This is a genomic window from Rheinheimera riviphila, assembly GCF_004005945.1.
GTDB lineage: Bacteria > Pseudomonadota > Gammaproteobacteria > Enterobacterales > Alteromonadaceae > Pararheinheimera > Pararheinheimera riviphila.
On record NZ_SACS01000010.1, the window covers coordinates 76,665 to 93,261 of the forward strand.

The window sequence follows — 16,597 nt, forward strand, 5'->3', positions numbered from 1 at the left end:
TGAATTGTATAAAGTTAAACAAGGTGAAGATGCAAAAGATGTTGAAACTACCCACTTTAGTTAAAACGCTGGGGCTGGCTTCTCTGCTGGCATCATTGGTTCTGTTGCCTGGTTGTACCACGGCCTATTACGCCGCGATGGAAAAAGTTGGGGTGCATAAACGCGATATTCTGATCGACCGGGTGGAAGAAGCACGTGATGCGCAGCAGGTCAGTCAGCAGGAATTTAAAGATGCGCTGGATCAGATGAGCCAGTTGCTGAATTTTCATGGTGGCAATTTACAGCAGCGCTACGAAGCCCTCAGCGCACAATATGACGACAGTAAAAAATCAGCGGACGAAGTCACCAGCCGGATCAATAAAGTCGAAACTGTGGCTTTTGATTTATTTGATGAATGGGAAGCAGAACTGGCGCAATATCAGAACAAGCAACTGAAAATCGACAGCAAAAAGAAGCTGCTGGAGACCAAACGGCAGTTTAATGCCCTGGTCAAAGTGATGCGCCGTGCCGAGAGCAAAATGCCGCCGGTGCTGCGGGTGCTCAATGATAACGTTTTGTATTTAAAGCATAACTTAAATGCAAAAGCCGTTGGCGCTATTCAGGGCGAATTTGGCGTGCTGCAGCAGGACGTCAACAGCCTGATCAGCGAAATGAACCGGGCTATTGCCGATTCCAACCAGTTTATTGCCAATATGAATAATAACGGCTGATCGACAACAAAAACCACAAAGAGAGGTTTGGCGTGAGTACAGGGCTACCGCAGGCAAAATTAAAAAAACAGAACCTGAAAACGGTGGCTGCTGAACTCGGCGTGTCCGTCGCGACTGTCTCCAATGCATTTAACCGGGCGGATCAGTTGTCGCCGGAACTGCGGCTGAAAATTCTGGCGCAATGTGAAGTGCTGGGCTATAGCGGCCCTAATGCCGCTGCCCGCAGTTTACGCACTGGCAAATCAGGTATTATTGCGATTTTGTTGTCGGACACGCTGGAATATTCGGTGAGCGATCCGGTGGCGAATCAGTTAATTAAAGGCGTTGCCGAAGTATTACAACATCAAGGCCGCGATTTATTGTTGTTGTCCGGCACCCACAACAGCCGCAGCAGCAGTGCCGAAGCGGTGCCAGATGGTTTTATTCTATACGGCGCGCCGAATAACCCGGAGCAGCTGGAGCGTATTTTGCGCCAGCAAAAGCCGATGATCACCGTCGACTGCAACGTCGAAGATTTACCTTCGGTCAATATTGATAACTTCAGTTCGGCCAAGCATATTGCGCTGCATGCTTTTGGCGTGATGCCCGGCAAAATTGCCGTGCTCGGTTTGCGGCTGATTGAGTCGGATCGGGTCTGTCGTATTCAGCCGGATGAGCTGTATCGGTCGGAGCAGGCGATTTCCAGACGCCGGTTAGAAGGCTATCTGGCGGCGGCCAAAGAAGTTGACCGTGAATTGCCGGCCGAAGCGGTGTGGCATATCCCGGTCAATCAGCACGAACAGGCATTGATGGCTGCGCGCGAAGCTTTGCAACAAGCGGTTCGTCCCAGCGTTTTATTGTGCATGAGCGATCGGATTGCGCTCGCGGCGATGATGGTAGCGCGTGAGTTGGGTATCGACATTCCGTCAGAGCTGGTGGTGGTGGGTTTTGATGGCATTGAAGAGGGCGAGCGTTTTTATCCGGCGCTGACCACCATTCAGCAATATAGTGCTGAAAAAGGCCGGCTGGCGGCAAGTCGCTTGCTGGCGGGCGAGCTAAGTGGTGATGTTGAACTGCACTGTGATTTGGTGATTCGGCAAAGCTGTTAATCAGTAAGGCTTTTTTGTTGCTGTTGGCAAGCAGCTTCTGCTAAGTTAGTTTTACTGGGTTCAGTGGCGTATGTAATGGAAGCTCAATGACGGCAACAACGGCAATTCTGGAAGTAATTTATCGGGTGGAACCTGGCTGTCTGGGTCCGCAAGGTGCCGATTATATTGAAGATTTCTGTAAGTTCTCGCAGCCGTTGGTGACATCCCATACCGCTGGCTTTATGCGCTGGATTTTAGTGCCACGGTTTGATAAAAGTTTGCCGGAAATGCAGTGCACCCTGGCCGGACGAAGCTTAAATCCGGCGCAGGCGGCGCGTTATTTTGCGTTGTATCAGGCCAATGCCGACGATCTTGAAGCTGAACTCAACGAGCAACTGACCTTGTTGATTGATCAGTATTTTGGGCGCTGGTAAACGCTGACGCTACAGGCTACAACTCAAAAAACAGCCCTCGTTATTCCAGCTTAAAATCGTCAGGAGTTCAGATTGTCAGCATCAAATCTCCCCAGTCCACATCGTTTTAACCGGTTAACCGTCACTATTCACTGGCTAACAGTGCTGCTGTTTATTTGCGTTTATGTCAGCATGGAATTTCGCGATATTTTTGAGCGTGGTACGCCGGGGCGTGACCTGATGAAAACCAGCCATTATTGGTTTGGGATCTGCATTTTACTGTTATTGGCGATACGGCTGTTCGCCAGATTTAAGCAGCCAACACCCGTGATCAATCCACCGCAACCCCATTGGCAACAGCTGTTGGCAAAAGGGGTGCATTTGGCCATCTACACTTTGATGTTGGTGATGCCGGTATTGGGGTTATTGTTGTTGTCGGCCGATGCAGTGCCGCTGCGGTTCTTTGGCACAGAGTTACCGGCATTGATTGCTACCGATGCCGCGACAGCTGAATGGCTGGAAGACTTGCATGAAATTGGCGCTACCGTTGGCTATTACCTGATAGGCATACATGCTTTAGCCGCGTTATTTCATCATTATTGGTTAAAAGACAATACCTTAGTGCGGATGAGTTTTAAGAAGTAACCTGCTGTTGTGCTGCTTGTGGTTATCGCAGATAGCAAAAAGCCGAAGTGTCGCTTCGGCTTTTTTAAAAACAGTGCTGATGCTACTTATTACGGGCTAGCGGTTACGAACCAGCTTGCAAAGTCGCCGCAATCACCTGACCATCTTTGATTAAAATCTTTTCGGCTGGTTTTTGATCCATCCGAATATTCTTTAACTCACCGTTCAGTAAATAACGCACGTCATAACCGACGGTGCGTTCTTTTTGTTGCTGTACAGTTTTGCAAACACGCTTGTTCTGACTTTCAACATCGTTGTTTTGCATATCTTGTTGTACTTGTTTACCGGCATAACCACCAGCTGCAGCTGCGGCAACTGTTGCCACTTTTTTACCGGAACCACCACCAATCTGGTTGCCCAACACGCCACCAACCACGGCGCCAAGTACGGTACCGGTGATTTGGTTTTCATCTTTCACCGCTTTTTTCTGTTGCACTATCACATCTTTACACTGTTCAACCGGCTCACTGTAAGTTTCGATAATGGCTTTGCTGCTGACAACTTCCGCATATTGTGGTTCTTGATCCAGATATTTGTAACCGGCGACTGAGCCTAAAGCGGTAACGGCGATAGCGCCAATGATCGATCCGACTAACATTGAATTATTCATAAAAAAGTCCTTAATTACAGCCAACTGGCGAAGAAGATGGGCTAAAGGTACCGCCAATTGGCTGTACTTAAGCTGAACGGCATATATCCCCTTCATCCTTGAAGTTGCGGGGTTGTTGGCCGCCTTCACGCCCCCAGTCACATAGGACTACTATGCTCCTGGCGGCGTTCAGTTGCCGCGGTTCCACCGTGGCCTCCGCATCTTCAATGATTTTGGGCATACAAAAATAGGGTCAAGCAGGTTTAATCGCTGCTGACGGCGCGCGTGCTGAAGTACATGAAGTTATATCGTCAGTATAATTTTAAATAAATCAGAGGTTTATGGTTTGATAGAAAGGTCGCGCGTTAAAAAACAGAATTATTTTTCAAGCGGCTTGTCGATTATCTGAAGAATGGTTCGACTATAACAGCTATTTCGCATTTACCCGCAACTAATCGCAGTTATCTGCAACTGAAGGAGAATATCCATGCAACAGACTCAACAACAAGGCGCTGAACAACAAATTCGTGAAATTTTAGCCAGCTGGACCGAAGCGGTGCAAGCAAAAGATCTCAGCCGGGTGATGGCCATTTATGCGCCACACATTCGATCCTTTGACGCTATTCAAAAACTGCAGTTTCGTGGTGTTGAAGTGTATCGGGCACACTGGGAAAATTGTATGTCCCATTGTGGTGGTGGCCCGTCGATTTTTCGGATGGCGCAGCTTGAAGTTGAAGCCAATGCTGATTTAGCGTTCAGCCATACGCTGATCCAATGTGGTGGCAGCAACGAGCAAGGTGAAGAACAAGGTTGCTGGATGCGAACCACCCAGTGCTGGCGCAAAACAGCAGGTCAGTGGCAAGTGGTGCATGAGCATTTTTCGGTGCCATTTGATATGGAAAGCAATGCACCGATGTTTTCGCTGCAGCCTGATTAAGAACAAATCGAAGGAAAGCCGATGAAATATTTATGCCTGGTCTACAGCAACGAACAGTTGTTGCATAGCTTGCCGGAAAGTCCAAAGGACGCCGAATGTCAGGCCTATGCCGAGCAAGTGGCGCACAGTGGCCGGATGCTGGCGGCGGAAGCATTACAAGGGGTCGCGACGGCTACCACGGTACGGATGCGTGCCGGGCAAGTGTTGCTTAGTGACGGGCCTTTTGCCGAAACTAAAGAGCAGCTGGCCGGTTTTTACCTGATTGAAGCGCGGGATTTAAACGAAGCATTGCAGCTGGCCGCGGGTATTCCGGCGGCACGGGTTGGTTGTGTCGAAGTGCGGCCAGTAAGGCAGTTGGTCGTTTAAGCCGCTCCCAGGAACCTGACGATGCCAATATTGCAATCCGCCACCGCGCTTGCCGCACAAATTGAGCAACTGTATCAGCAACATTCCCGGCAAGTGCTGGCGACGTTGATCCGGCTGCTCGGTGATTTTGACCGGGCCGAAGATGCTTTGCAGGAAGCATTTAGTGCGGCGCTGGTGCAGTGGCCGCAAACCGGCGTGCCAGCATCGCCGGTGCCGTGGCTGATATCGACCGGGCGGTTTAAGGCCATTGATAAACTGCGCCAGCAACAGCGTTTTGTCAGCGATGGTGAAGTAGTGCTGGCGCAGATCGCATCAGAAGAAGCGGGCGACAGCTTTGCACTGCAAATGGAACAACAATGGCCGGATGATTATCTACGGCTGGTTTTTACCTGTTGCCATCCGGCATTGTCACTGGAAGCACAACTAGCGCTGACCTTGCGGGAAGTGTGTGGCTTAACCACCGAGCAAATCGCCAGGGCTTTTTTACAGACGCCATCAACCATTGCTCAGCGCATCGTCCGTGCCAAACAGAAAATTAAAGCCGCCGCCATTCCCTATCAGGTGCCGCCACCGCAACAGCTAGCACCAAGGTTACAGGCGGTGCATAAAGTGATTTACTTGCTGTTTAATGAAGGCTATTCGATGCCATGCCAGCAGTCGGCGCCCGACGACGGGATGCAGCAAGCTGATTTGGCACAACAAGCCATTGATTTGGCAAGGCAATTGCTGGTTTTACATTTTGATACTGAAAGTTGTGGTCTGTTGGCGCTGTTATTATTGCAACATGCCAGGCGACAAGCGCGGTTTACGGCGCGAGGTGAGTTGATTTTGCTGGCGGATCAGCAACGCCAGCACTGGGATCAAGCCATGATTACTGAAGGGATCCGGCACGTTGAAACCGCTTTATCTTCAGGTCGGATTGGAGCTTACGCCATTCAGGCAGCGATTGCGGCGGTGCATAGTGAAAGCCCCGACAGTGCCAGCACCGACTGGCCGCAAATTCATGCGTTATATCAACTGTTATACCGGTTGGAACCAACGCCGGTGGTGGCATTAAATCAACTGGTTGCTTTTAGTATGTGCCATGGCCCGGCGGCGGCTTTGATGCAGTTAGCGCCGCTGCTGGCAGATGAACATCTGGCGCAATATCACTTACTATTTGCGGTGGCGGCAGATTTTCATCGGCAGCTTGGGCAGAACGGCGAAGCTATTAATTTTTACCGGCAAGCTTTGGCGCTGGCAACCACCAACGCAGACGAGCAGTTTTTGCAGCAGCGGTTACAGGATTTAGCTGCGAAGTAACACACAAAGAGCAGCAACCACCAGCTGCACTTTTTCAATGATTTTTACCATCGGCAGAATATTTTCGTTAGACAGCCATTGGTGATGCTAAACCACGAGCATTATTAGAGTTTTTCGCCTATCTTGTTCAGATGTCGCTAATGAAAAACCGGTATTGAACCGGTCATCCTAATCTGATGAGGAAAAGCATGAGTAGCCTGATGTCCAGCGTGGACCAAAGAACCAATATTGTCGGCCAAAACCGGCTGGAGCTGCTGTTATTCCGGCTTTACGGCACCCAGCCGTTTGGGATCAACGTGTTTAAAGTGCGCGAAGTGCTGCAGTGTCCGGAATTAAGTGCCTTACCTGGATCGCATCCAAACGTCCGCGGCATTGCCCATCTGCGTGGTGAACCTGTCACTGTGATCGATTTAAGCATGGCGACCGGTGGCCCGATGATCACCGATTTAGCGACTGCCTATGTGCTGGTCACCGAATACAACCGGCATACCCAAGGCTTTTTAGTCTCAGGGGTTGACCGGATCATCAGCAGTAACTGGGAACAAATTATGCCGGCGCCACAGGGGGCGGGCAAAGCGCATTACGTCACGGCGGTAACCAAGGTTGATGACAAATTAGTGCAAATTCTGGATGTCGAAAAAGTGTTTTTCGAAATTTCGCCGGTCGATGAAACGGTCAGCGAATCGGTGAAAGAGAAAAGCAAAGACGTTGATTTTAAAAATCTGGTGGTGTTGGTGGCCGATGACTCTGCGGTGGCTCGAAATCAGGTAAAACGGGCGCTGTCAGCCATTGGCGTAGAAATTCAAACGGTCAACGATGGCCGGATGGCGCTGGATTGGCTATTGGCCAAAGCAGAAGAGCTGGGCGGTGATGTGTCGGGCAAGGTGCCACTGCTGATTTCCGATATCGAAATGCCGGAGATGGACGGTTATACCTTAACCGCTGAAATTAAAGCGCATGAGCATTTAAAACGTATTCACGTGATTTTGCACTCGTCACTCAGTGGCGTGTTTAACAATGCAATGGTCAGCAAAGTTGGGGCGGATCAGTTTATTGCTAAGTTCCACCCGGATGAGCTGGTGTCTGCAGTGCAGCAGTGGATGTCGACGGTCTAATTAGCCTTCATCCTTGATATTCCTTTCCAGCTGGCGTTGTTGACGCCAGCTGGAAAATCCTATCCACAGCAACAATAATCCAGCCAACATCAGCAAAGGCCAATCGCCGGTTTTGCTATACAAAGTCCGGCCTGTAGCTAGCTGAACGTCAGCAGCCAATACACCATCCTCAAACTGCGGCAGTACCGCCTGTAACTTTCCGTCTGGCAAAACGATGCCGGTCACGCCATTATTGGTGGCGCGCAGCAGCGGCCGGCCAAATTCCAGCGCGCGCATCTGGGCGATTTGCATATGTTGCAGCGGGCCAATGGATGAGCCAAACCAGGCGTCATTGCTGACGGTCAGCAAAAAATCGGTATCGTCGGTAAAGTTGGCCTGAATTTGCCGCGGGAACACAATTTCAAAACACAAAGCAGCGAGCAACTGATAACCGTTGGCTTGTAAATTGGGCTGCTGCCAGTCGCCACGGGCGAACGAGCTATTCGGTAAATCAAAAAAGGGCGCTATGTCACGCAGCAACCGCTCAAAGGGCACAAATTCGCCTATTGGCAATAATTGGTGTTTCTGATAGCGGTTTCTCGTTTCGTAAATATAGTCGCCTGCGGTTGCTGCAGTACCGCTTTTCCCCAGCACAATCATGCCGTTATAAGCATCGTTATTGCGTTTGTAATCAAGAATACCGGTGATCACAGCGCTGTTATTTTCCGCCGCTTGCATATCAAGATTGAATAAATACGCTTGGGCCAGTGGTTCGAGCTGTGGAATAGCAGCTTCCGGCCAGACAATGATTTGTTGTTGCAGATGCGGTTTAGTCAACTGCATATACTTTTTCATCGTCGGCAGTTCTTGCTCTGGTGCCCAGCGCAGTTCTTGCTTGATATTGCCTTGCACCAAAGCCACGCTGACTTTTTCATCCAGCAATTGCCAGCCTTTGAGCTGACTCAGCAGCGGACTTGCCAGCAACAGCACTGCAGCAACCAGCGCCATACGCCATTGTTTGTGCACCAGCAGCATCAGACTGGCACCTGCAAAAACCATGATAAAAGTAATGCCGGTTTCGCCAATCAAGGGTGCATAAGGCGCCAGAAAACCTTCGGTCTGGCTATAACCCAATGATAACCATGGAAAACCCGTGAATAACCACGAACGCAGATTTTCGGCTAGGACCCAGCTGCTGGCGAGCAACAAAGGCCACCATAGCGGATGTTTAAGCGGGTGTTTGCCAGTCGATGTGGTTGCGTTCAGCCGCGGGTGACAACTCAACCAGGCTGCGAGGGCAGGGAACAGGCTTAAATACGCAACTAGTAATGCCATAATGCCTAAACTGGCAACGAGTGGCATGCCGCCAAAAGCAGCGATACTGACATGCACCCAGCTCACGCCAAGGCCAAACCAGCCAACACCGTAGATAAAACCAAACCAGGCGGCTTTGCCGGTACTTTGACACTGAAACAGCACCAGACTCAGCAGCGCCAGGGTGCAGAGCGGCAAAGCGGTCATTTCATAAGGCGCAAACGCCAGGGTATTGGCAAGGCCAGCGACCAGCAGCAATAGGCTTTGCAGCAGTGTTCGCAGCAAATCAGGGCGGGAAAATTTCAAACTTAACACGGACAACTTTCCTTACCGCTGTAATTCAGCATCTTCTGTTGGTTTTGGTCGGATTACCTGCAACTGCACCAGACGGCGGCTATTGGCTTTGGTGACCTTAAAGACCAGCCCTTCGAGCTGAATGGTTTCACCTTTGGCCGGCATATGGCCAAAAGCGTGTAATACAATTCCACCGATGGTGCCAGCTTCTTCTTCGTCAAAACCGGTACTAAAACTTTCGTTAAATTCGTCGAGTGGGGTTAACGCACTGACCATAAACACATTGCTGCCAAGCTTGCGGATATCATCGCCTTCTTCGTCATCGTGTTCATCTTCGATATCGCCGACGATCTGCTCCAGAATATCTTCGATGGTGATCAGGCCTGACACCCCACCATATTCATCGACGACGATGGCCATGTGGTAGCGTTTTTGGCGGAATTCTTTCAGTAAGGCATCGACTCTTTTACTTTCCGGAATAATCACTGCCGGGCGCAATAAATCTTTCAGTTCCCATTCAATATCGGGCGTCAGTGCATATTTCAGAATGTCTTTGACGATCAGAATACCTTCGATATGGTCTTTATCTTCGTTGACCACCGGGTAACGGCTGTGATTATTTTCGAGCAGAATAGGTAAAAATTCGGCCAACGGCTGATCGATATCGATCGTCGCCATTTGCGAACGGGGCACCATAATATCGCGGGCGCGCATTTTGGAGACATCCAGTACACCTTGCAGCATACCCTTGGTGTCGGAATCAATCAGATTGCGCGAATTGGCTTCGGCAATAATATCTTCCAGATCTGAGACTTGTTGTGGTTCTGCGGTAAATATGGCGGCAATACGTTCTAACCATGATTTAGCGGCAGAACCGCGTCCCGAGTGTGGATTGTCGTCACCCATAATAAAAAAACCAGCTCCGTTAGTCTTGAATCAAATAAGGATCGGCAAAACCCAGTTCTGCCAGAATTTGGATCTCTTCCGCTTCCATTTCCAAAGCGTCATCATCATTTATATGGTCAAAGCCAAGTAAATGCAAGCTGCCATGCACCACCATATGTGCCCAATGTGCATCCAGGCTTTTATTTTGCTCCTTGGCTTCCTGCGCGACGACGCCGGCACAGATCACTAAATCGCCTAATAATGGCAGTTCAATCCCCGGTGGGCATTGAAATGGAAAGCTCAGCACATTGGTTGGTTTGTCTTTTTCGCGGTAGTCAAAATTCAGTTGCTGACTTTCGGTTTCATCGACAATCCGCACTGTGACTTCAGCCACCGGCTGAAAAGGCGAGACTGCTGCATTCAGCCACAATTGAATTTGCGCTTCGGACGGCAGATTGCTGGCGGTTGAGGCCAGCTGTAAATCAAGAATGATGCTCATGGGGTTTCAGTATCCGCAGCTTTAGTGACCGTTTTACGACGGCTGGCTGGTTTTGCTTCTGTGGTCGCAGCTGTGGCTGGTATCACAACAGTTGCAGCGGTATTCGCAGCAGCCTGCGCCAGCAAAGCCGCTTCTTTTTCAGCTTGTTTGCGCACCGCGGCAGCAGCTTCAAAAGCTTCATAAGCAATCACGATTTTTTGCACTACCGGGTGGCGCACCACATCTTTGGCAACAAAATAGTTAAAGCTCAGTGCATCAACTTCAGATAGCACATCAATCGCATGTTTTAAGCCAGAATAAGTGCCACGGGGTAAATCGACCTGCGTTACATCGCCAGTGATCACCGCTTTGGAATTAAAACCAATCCGGGTTAAGAACATTTTCATCTGTTCAACCGTGGTGTTCTGGCTTTCATCCAAAATAATAAATGCATCACTTAAAGTACGGCCGCGCATATAAGCCAGCGGCGCAATTTCAATGGTGCCACGTTCCAGATACTTTTCGACTTTTTCAAAACCCAGCATATCAAACAAAGCGTCGTACAACGGACGCAGGTAAGGGTCGACTTTTTGCGCTAAATCACCTGGTAAAAAACCTAATTTTTCACCAGCTTCGACCGCTGGACGGGTCAGCACAATGCGCCGCACCTGATTTTTTTCCAGCGCATCGACCGCACAAGCGACCGCTAAATAAGTCTTCCCGGTACCTGCCGGGCCAATACCAAAAGTCACGTCATGGCGCAGAATATTGGCGACATAGCGGCTCTGATTCGGATTACGGCCCTTGATCATGCCTTTTTTAGTCTTGATGCTGACTTCTTGCGCCTGCTCATCGACTTGGATCAAGGTCGCCGGATGGTCAATACCACTCATCGCCAGATGCACTTGCTCGGCGGTTAATGGCACCAGTTTGCCCGCCGGACTCAGCGTTTCTGCGTAGAGTTGCTCAACCAATTGTTGCACCAGTGGCACTTGTGCGGTCAGACCCAGTAAACGGAACTTGTCGTCGCGAAAGCTGAGCTGTACCCGAAAGTGCCGTTCAATCTGGCGGATATGGTCATCGAAGGGGCCACATAACAGCGACAGCCGTTGGTGGTCAGTGGGTTCTACTTTAAATTCGATACTGCTGATTGGGTTGTCCAATGGGCCTGTTCTCTTGTAAACAAGGCCGCTTTATTTAGCGGCCTTAGAAACTTAGTTAGACTCAGGGCTGAAACCTTTGTACCCCAAGTGGATCTGCTTTTGGCTGACGCGCCAGAATTTGTTGTGGTGATATTTCGCGGCGTAAATCCATCTCTTTTTCAGTGCGAATAACCACACCTTTCAAAGAGTTAGTGAATACGTCTGTCACTTTAATATCAACGAAGCCACCAATCATATCAGGGGTGCCTTCAAAATTCACCACCCGATTATTCTCAGTGCGGCCGGTAAGTTCCATCAGATCTTTTTTCGACGGACCTTCGACCAATACCCGTTGCTCGGTGCCCAGCATGCCACGGGCAATCTGCAGTGATTGTTGGTTGATGCGATCTTGCAGAATATATAGCCGCTGCTTTTTTTCATCTTCGCTGACGTCATCCGGCAAATCTGCCGCTGGTGTGCCAGGACGGGCGCTATAAATGAAACTAAAGCTCATATCAAAGCCAATATTGGCGATTAAATCCATGGTCTGGGCAAAATCTTCGGCCGTTTCACCAGGGAAACCAATAATAAAGTCTGACGACATACTTAAATTCGGGCGGATTTTTTTCAGTTTGCGAATTTGTGCTTTGTATTCAAGCGCGGTGTGATTACGTTTCATCAACGTCAGAATGCGATCTGAGCCCGATTGTACCGGTAAATGCAGGTGATCAACCAATTCCGGGATATCACGGTACACTTCGATAATATCGTCTGTAAATTCAACAGGATGCGATGTGGTATAGCGAATGCGGTCAATACCATCGATAGCGGCGACTAAGCGTAGCAATTCAGAGAAGTGGCAAATTTGACCGTCATGCGTTTCACCGCGATAAGCGTTGACGTTCTGGCCTAATAAATTCACTTCACGCACGCCTTGTTCAGCCAGTTGCGCGATTTCCAGCAGTACATCATCAAGTGGACGGCTCACTTCTTCACCGCGGGTGTAAGGTACCACGCAGAAAGTACAGTATTTTGAGCAGCCTTCCATGATCGAGACAAAGGCGGTTGGACCGTCGGCTTTTGGCTCTGGTAACCGGTCAAATTTTTCGATTTCAGGGAATGAAACATCAACCACTGGTGAGCGGTCGCCTTTGACCGAATTAATCATTTCCGGCAAGCGGTGCAGGGTTTGTGGCCCGAAGATAATGTCGACGTAAGGTGCACGCTCCCGAATGGATGCGCCTTCCTGTGATGCAACACAACCACCAACACCGATGATTAAATTAGGATTTTTCTTTTTCAGTGGGCGCCAGCGGCCCAATTGGTGAAATACTTTTTCCTGCGCTTTTTCGCGGATGGAACAGGTATTTAATAAAATGACGTCAGCGTCTTCAGCGTTTTCAGTCAGGGTATAGCCATGAGTGGCATCCAACAAGTCGGCCATTTTGGATGAATCATATTCATTCATCTGGCAGCCCCAGGTTTTAATGTGCAGCTTTTTGCTCATGGTATTTTGGTGCCTGTATAAAGTCGTCAACTACAAAAGGGCTGGCATTTTACCCGAGCCATCACTGAAGTGCTATAGCTTGTGTGGTTTTAGCACAGCTGGGGTTGGCAAGTGTGTGCAATTGCTGCAAAGGATTTTTTGATTCAGAAAAGACTAATTAACCTGCAAGCTGATTTTACTGAACTACACTGGATTTATCGTTCGTAGCAACTTCCCAATCCCTGATCATGCCTCTGTTGTGATTGGGGATTTTTTTTGGCAGTAAAACCTACAGCGCACAGAAGTAGTTGTGTTATTTCAAGCACCTGCCTCATACCTGCGTTTTCGTTTCGCTGCTGACCAAAAATAATTTCAGATTTTGCTAAACCATTTCCAAAGTCACTGCGACTGAGTTTGCAGGAATGAATTGGAGATGCACCGTGACTATCAAAATTGCCGAGCCGAGCGCTCAGGATGAAATCCGCGATACCAAACCGCTAAAATCGAAAAAAATCATCATGTTGGCGATGATTGTCGCAGCGGCAGCCTTGCTGTTGTGGCAAGTGACGCCTTTGCTTTCCAACTGGCAGCAATCGGATATGTCGGTGGCGATGTCACGGGTGCGGCTGGACAGCGTCAAAACGGCGCCTTTTGTCCGGGATGTGTCGGTGCAGGGCAAAGTGGTGGCGGCGGTGAGTCCAAAACTTTACGCCTCTGCCGATGGTACGGTTAGCTTTTTTGCCGAAGCCGGCACCCAGGTGAAAAAAGGCGATGTGATTGCCGCCATCGACAGCCCGGAACTCGATAGCAAGCTTAAACAGGAACAAGCCACGCTGAATAGCCTGAGCACTGGCCTGGAGCGGCAAATCATTCAATCGCGCAAACAACAGCTAATCGACCAAAAAGCCGTTGATTTAGCCAAAGTCGCGCTCATTACTGCCGAGCGCGAAAAACGCCGTGCCGAACAAGGTTATAGCGTGAAAGCCATTAGCCAGATTGATTATGAAAAAGCCGGTGATGATTTAAATAACGCCTCGTTGCAGCATCAGCATGCGGTGAAAGATGCGGTGCTGAATAAAGAAAGCCTGGAGTTTGAATCAACCGCGCTGCAACAAGAATTACAACGCCAGACCTTGTTGGTGGCGAATTTAAGCCGTCAGGTCGACGCACTGCAGGTCAAATCGCCGGTCGATGGCATCATCGGCAATCTGGCGACTGACAATAAAACCTACTTAACCAAAAATCAGCTGCTGTTGTCGGTGGTCGATTTAACTCAGTTTGAAGTGGAAATTGCCATTCCGGAAAACTACGCCGACGATTTGGCGATTGGCATGCCGGCGGATATTACCCTGGATCAACAAACCTATCCGGCACGGTTAGTCAGTGTGTCGCCAGAAATTGTCGACAATCAGGTGACTGGCCGGGTGCGCTTTGAAAAAGCCTCGCCACCGGGCCTTCGTCAAAACCAACGCCTCGCCAGCCGGATTTTACTGGAGCAACGCGACGCGGTGTTGCAGGTCTCGCGTGGTCAGTTCCTGGAAAGCTCGAATGGCCAGTTTGCTTACATCGTTAAAAATGGCCTGGCGGTGAAAACTCCCATCTCCATCGGCGCCCGCAGTTTATCCGCAGTAGAAGTGCTGAGCGGTTTAGCCGAAGGCGATCAAATCATTATTTCCGGCACCGATATGTTTAACGGCGCTCAACAAATCCAGTTAAATCACTAATTCAGTTAAATCAACAACAGCGGCCAGTGCCGCCTTGAGGGCTATTTTATGTTGCTAATGAAACAGTTAGGCAAAGTATTTCATACCGGTGAAGTGTCAACCCATGCGCTGCGTGAGGTGGATTTAGAAGTGCAGGAAGGTGATTTTGTCAGTGTTACCGGTCCATCGGGCTCGGGTAAAACCACCTTTTTAAATATCGCCGGTTTGTTAGAAGTGGCCAGTTCCGGCTTGTTTTTGCTGGATGGTGAAAACGTCAATCAACAAAGCGACAGCCAGCGCTCAAAAATGCGCAATCAGAAAATAGGTTTTATTTTCCAAAGCTTTAACTTAATTCCGGAGCTGAACTTGTTCGACAACGTCGATGTACCGCTGCGCTATCGCGGTTTTGACGCCAAAGAGCGTAAACGCCGTATCGAACAACAGCTGGAATTGGTGGGGCTGGCGTCAAGAATGAAACATTTGCCCAGTCAGCTGTCAGGCGGTCAACAACAACGGGTGGCGATTGCCCGGGCACTTGCCACCAGCCCACGCTTTTTGCTGGCGGATGAGCCGACCGGTAACCTCGATAGCCAAATGGCGCAAAGTGTGATGGCGCTGCTGGAAGATATTAACCGCCAGGGCACCACCATCATTATGGTGACGCACGACCATGGTCTGGCACAACGCGCGAAACGGCAGATTCTGATTAAAGATGGCCGGGTATCCGAATTGACTGCAACCCTGCACGAACCATTGCATATCGTGTCCCCGAGCGCTACTGAACACAGCGCCAAAGTGGCAGGAGTCTGAGCATGTTTGCCTATTATCTGCGTTTAGCCTGGCTCAGCATCCGGCAAAGTTATGGTTTAAGTCTGCTGATGGTGTTGGCGATTGGTCTGGGCATCGGCGCTGCCATGACCACGGTCACTGTCAACTATCTGATGTCGGCCAACCCTATTCCAACCAAAAGTGAGCAACTGTTTTATGTGCAGTTGGATAACTGGGATCCGCATGAACCGGCCAACGACAACGGCGATCCACCGGATCAACTGACTTATCGCGACTCCACTGCGCTTTGGGCAGCAAATAAAGCGTTCCGGCAAGTGGTGCAGGCGCAAATGACGGCGGTGCTGGAGCCGGAAGGTAAAGACAGTTTGCCGTTTCAGGTCTCTGGCCGCGCCAATTCCGCCGATTTTTTTGCGATGTTTGAAGTGCCGTTTTTATTTGGCGGTAGCTGGGATCGCAGTGCCGATGAATCGATGCAGCAAGTGGTGGTGCTGAGCCAAAGCCTGAACGATCGGTTATTTGGCGGTCGTGATTCGGTCGGCGAAAAAGTAAAACTGGCGGGGGATTATTATCAGGTGGTCGGCGTGATTGCCAACTGGCAGCCAAGACCGCGTTTTTACGACATCACCACCGGTGCTTTTAACGAAGTAGAAGAAGTTTTTGTGCCTTTTAGTTTGATCTCGCAGCAGAAAATTAGCCGCAACGGCAATACCAATTGCTGGAAACCCAGTGGTGAAGGTTATGAGGCGTTCTTAAATTCGGAATGTGTCTGGACACAATTTTGGGTCGAGCTGCGTAATGAGCAGGAAAAGCAAGATTATCTGACCTTTTTAAATGCTTATGTCAGCGAGCAGAAAAAACTCGGCCGGTTTGAGCGGCCAGTCAACAACCGGCTCAGCGATGTGATGCAGTGGATGGAAAATCAGCAAGTGGTGGCGCAAGACGCCAGCCTGATGATGGTGATGTCGCTGATGTTTTTGCTGGTGTGTCTACTGAATACTATCGGCTTATTGCTGGCGAAATTCTTAAGTAAAGCGCCACAAATCGGCCTGCGCCAAGCACTTGGCGCCAGTCGGCAGGATTTATTTACCCAATATCTGACTGAAGCTGGTTGTATCGGCATTGCCGGTGGCTTGTTGGGATTGGTGTTCGCCTGGCTTGGTTTACAAGGCGTGCAGGCGCTTTATGGCGATGAAATGAAAGGTTTGGCTGAGCTGGATCTGGCAATGGTGGGGCTGGCGATGTTGCTGGCGCTGGTCTCCAGTTTACTGGCGGGTTTGTATCCAACCTGGCGTGCTTGCACTGTGCAACCGTCACAACAGCTGAAAAGCCAATAAGGAGCTTGAA

At 49.8% G+C, this 16,597-nt stretch carries 17 protein-coding genes; 11 read left to right on the plus strand and 6 right to left on the minus strand.

All coding sequences use genetic code 11. The features are described from left to right. Positions 1-29 precede the first annotated feature (29 nt). The 4 genes from EOE67_RS10685 to EOE67_RS10700 all read left to right on the plus strand — a co-directional run bounded on the left by EOE67_RS10685 (position 30) and on the right by EOE67_RS10700 (position 2,835). A complete protein-coding gene (locus EOE67_RS10685; RefSeq protein WP_240652781.1) occupies positions 30-710 on the plus strand; it encodes a DUF2959 domain-containing protein in 681 nt (226 codons plus the stop codon). Positions 711-742: 32 nt separating this feature from the next. Continuing rightward, a complete protein-coding gene (locus EOE67_RS10690; protein WP_127699070.1) occupies positions 743-1,798 on the plus strand; it encodes a LacI family DNA-binding transcriptional regulator in 1,056 nt (351 codons plus the stop codon). Positions 1,799-1,884: 86 nt separating this feature from the next. Next, positions 1,885-2,211: a hypothetical protein gene (locus EOE67_RS10695; RefSeq protein ID WP_127699071.1), complete on the plus strand. Its 327-nt coding sequence runs from the start codon at positions 1,885-1,887 to the stop codon at positions 2,209-2,211. 72 nt (positions 2,212-2,283) lie between these two features. Then, positions 2,284-2,835, plus strand: a complete 552-nt coding sequence (locus EOE67_RS10700) for a cytochrome b (protein ID WP_127699072.1) — start codon at positions 2,284-2,286, stop codon at positions 2,833-2,835. Positions 2,836-2,938: 103 nt separating this feature from the next. On the opposite strand, the gene EOE67_RS10705 is transcribed toward EOE67_RS10700, so the two are convergent. Beyond that, a complete protein-coding gene (locus EOE67_RS10705) occupies positions 2,939-3,484 on the minus strand; it encodes a glycine zipper 2TM domain-containing protein (protein ID WP_127699073.1) in 546 nt (181 codons plus the stop codon). Positions 3,485-3,950: 466 nt separating this feature from the next. On the opposite strand from EOE67_RS10705, the gene EOE67_RS10710 reads away from it, so the two are divergent. The 4 genes from EOE67_RS10710 (at position 3,951) to EOE67_RS10725 (ending at position 7,183) form a co-directional block, all read left to right on the plus strand. Next, on the plus strand, positions 3,951-4,400 hold the full coding sequence (locus EOE67_RS10710) for a YybH family protein (protein WP_127699074.1): 450 nt from the start codon (positions 3,951-3,953) through the stop codon (positions 4,398-4,400). Positions 4,401-4,421: 21 nt separating this feature from the next. Further along, positions 4,422-4,766, plus strand: coding sequence for a YciI family protein (locus EOE67_RS10715; protein ID WP_127699075.1), 345 nt, complete (start codon positions 4,422-4,424; stop codon positions 4,764-4,766). A gap of 21 nt (positions 4,767-4,787) precedes the next feature. Further along, the gene (locus EOE67_RS10720; RefSeq protein ID WP_127699076.1) at positions 4,788-6,068 is read left to right on the plus strand and encodes an RNA polymerase sigma factor; all 1,281 of its coding nucleotides are present in this window, start codon (positions 4,788-4,790) and stop codon (positions 6,066-6,068) included. A gap of 188 nt (positions 6,069-6,256) precedes the next feature. Then, positions 6,257-7,183 (plus strand): chemotaxis protein, encoded by a 927-nt coding sequence (locus EOE67_RS10725; RefSeq protein WP_127699077.1) that lies wholly within the window; start codon positions 6,257-6,259, stop codon positions 7,181-7,183. On the opposite strand, the gene lnt is transcribed toward EOE67_RS10725, so the two are convergent. The 5 genes from lnt to miaB form a co-directional block, all read right to left on the minus strand. Continuing rightward, complete coding sequence (lnt, locus tag EOE67_RS10730) at positions 7,184-8,791, minus strand: apolipoprotein N-acyltransferase (RefSeq protein WP_240652782.1); 1,608 nt, start codon at positions 8,789-8,791, stop codon at positions 7,184-7,186. 12 nt (positions 8,792-8,803) lie between these two features. Beyond that, the gene (locus tag EOE67_RS10735) at positions 8,804-9,676 is read right to left on the minus strand and encodes an HlyC/CorC family transporter (RefSeq protein WP_127699078.1); all 873 of its coding nucleotides are present in this window, start codon (positions 9,674-9,676) and stop codon (positions 8,804-8,806) included. 19 nt (positions 9,677-9,695) lie between these two features. Further along, positions 9,696-10,154, minus strand: a complete 459-nt coding sequence (ybeY, locus tag EOE67_RS10740) for an rRNA maturation RNase YbeY (RefSeq protein WP_127699079.1) — start codon at positions 10,152-10,154, stop codon at positions 9,696-9,698. Further along, entirely contained in the window at positions 10,151-11,296 is a 1,146-nt protein-coding gene (locus tag EOE67_RS10745) for a PhoH family protein (RefSeq protein ID WP_127699080.1), read from the minus strand. The genes ybeY and EOE67_RS10745 overlap by 4 nt, the downstream gene beginning before the upstream one ends. 61 nt (positions 11,297-11,357) lie before the next feature. Next, complete coding sequence (gene miaB / locus EOE67_RS10750; RefSeq protein WP_127699081.1) at positions 11,358-12,782, minus strand: tRNA (N6-isopentenyl adenosine(37)-C2)-methylthiotransferase MiaB; 1,425 nt, start codon at positions 12,780-12,782, stop codon at positions 11,358-11,360. 419 nt (positions 12,783-13,201) lie between these two features. Here miaB and EOE67_RS10755 point away from each other — a divergent pair, with 419 nt between their 5' ends. Genes EOE67_RS10755 through EOE67_RS10765 form a run of 3 tightly spaced genes read left to right on the plus strand, consistent with a single transcriptional unit; the run spans position 13,202 to position 16,587 of the window. Next, positions 13,202-14,485, plus strand: a complete 1,284-nt coding sequence (locus tag EOE67_RS10755) for an efflux RND transporter periplasmic adaptor subunit (RefSeq protein ID WP_240652783.1) — start codon at positions 13,202-13,204, stop codon at positions 14,483-14,485. Between the two features lie 48 nt (positions 14,486-14,533). Beyond that, positions 14,534-15,274, plus strand: a complete 741-nt coding sequence (locus EOE67_RS10760) for an ABC transporter ATP-binding protein (RefSeq protein WP_127699083.1) — start codon at positions 14,534-14,536, stop codon at positions 15,272-15,274. A gap of 2 nt (positions 15,275-15,276) precedes the next feature. Beyond that, positions 15,277-16,587 (plus strand): ABC transporter permease, encoded by a 1,311-nt coding sequence (locus EOE67_RS10765; protein ID WP_127699084.1) that lies wholly within the window; start codon positions 15,277-15,279, stop codon positions 16,585-16,587. The last annotated feature ends 10 nt before the right edge of the window (positions 16,588-16,597 follow it).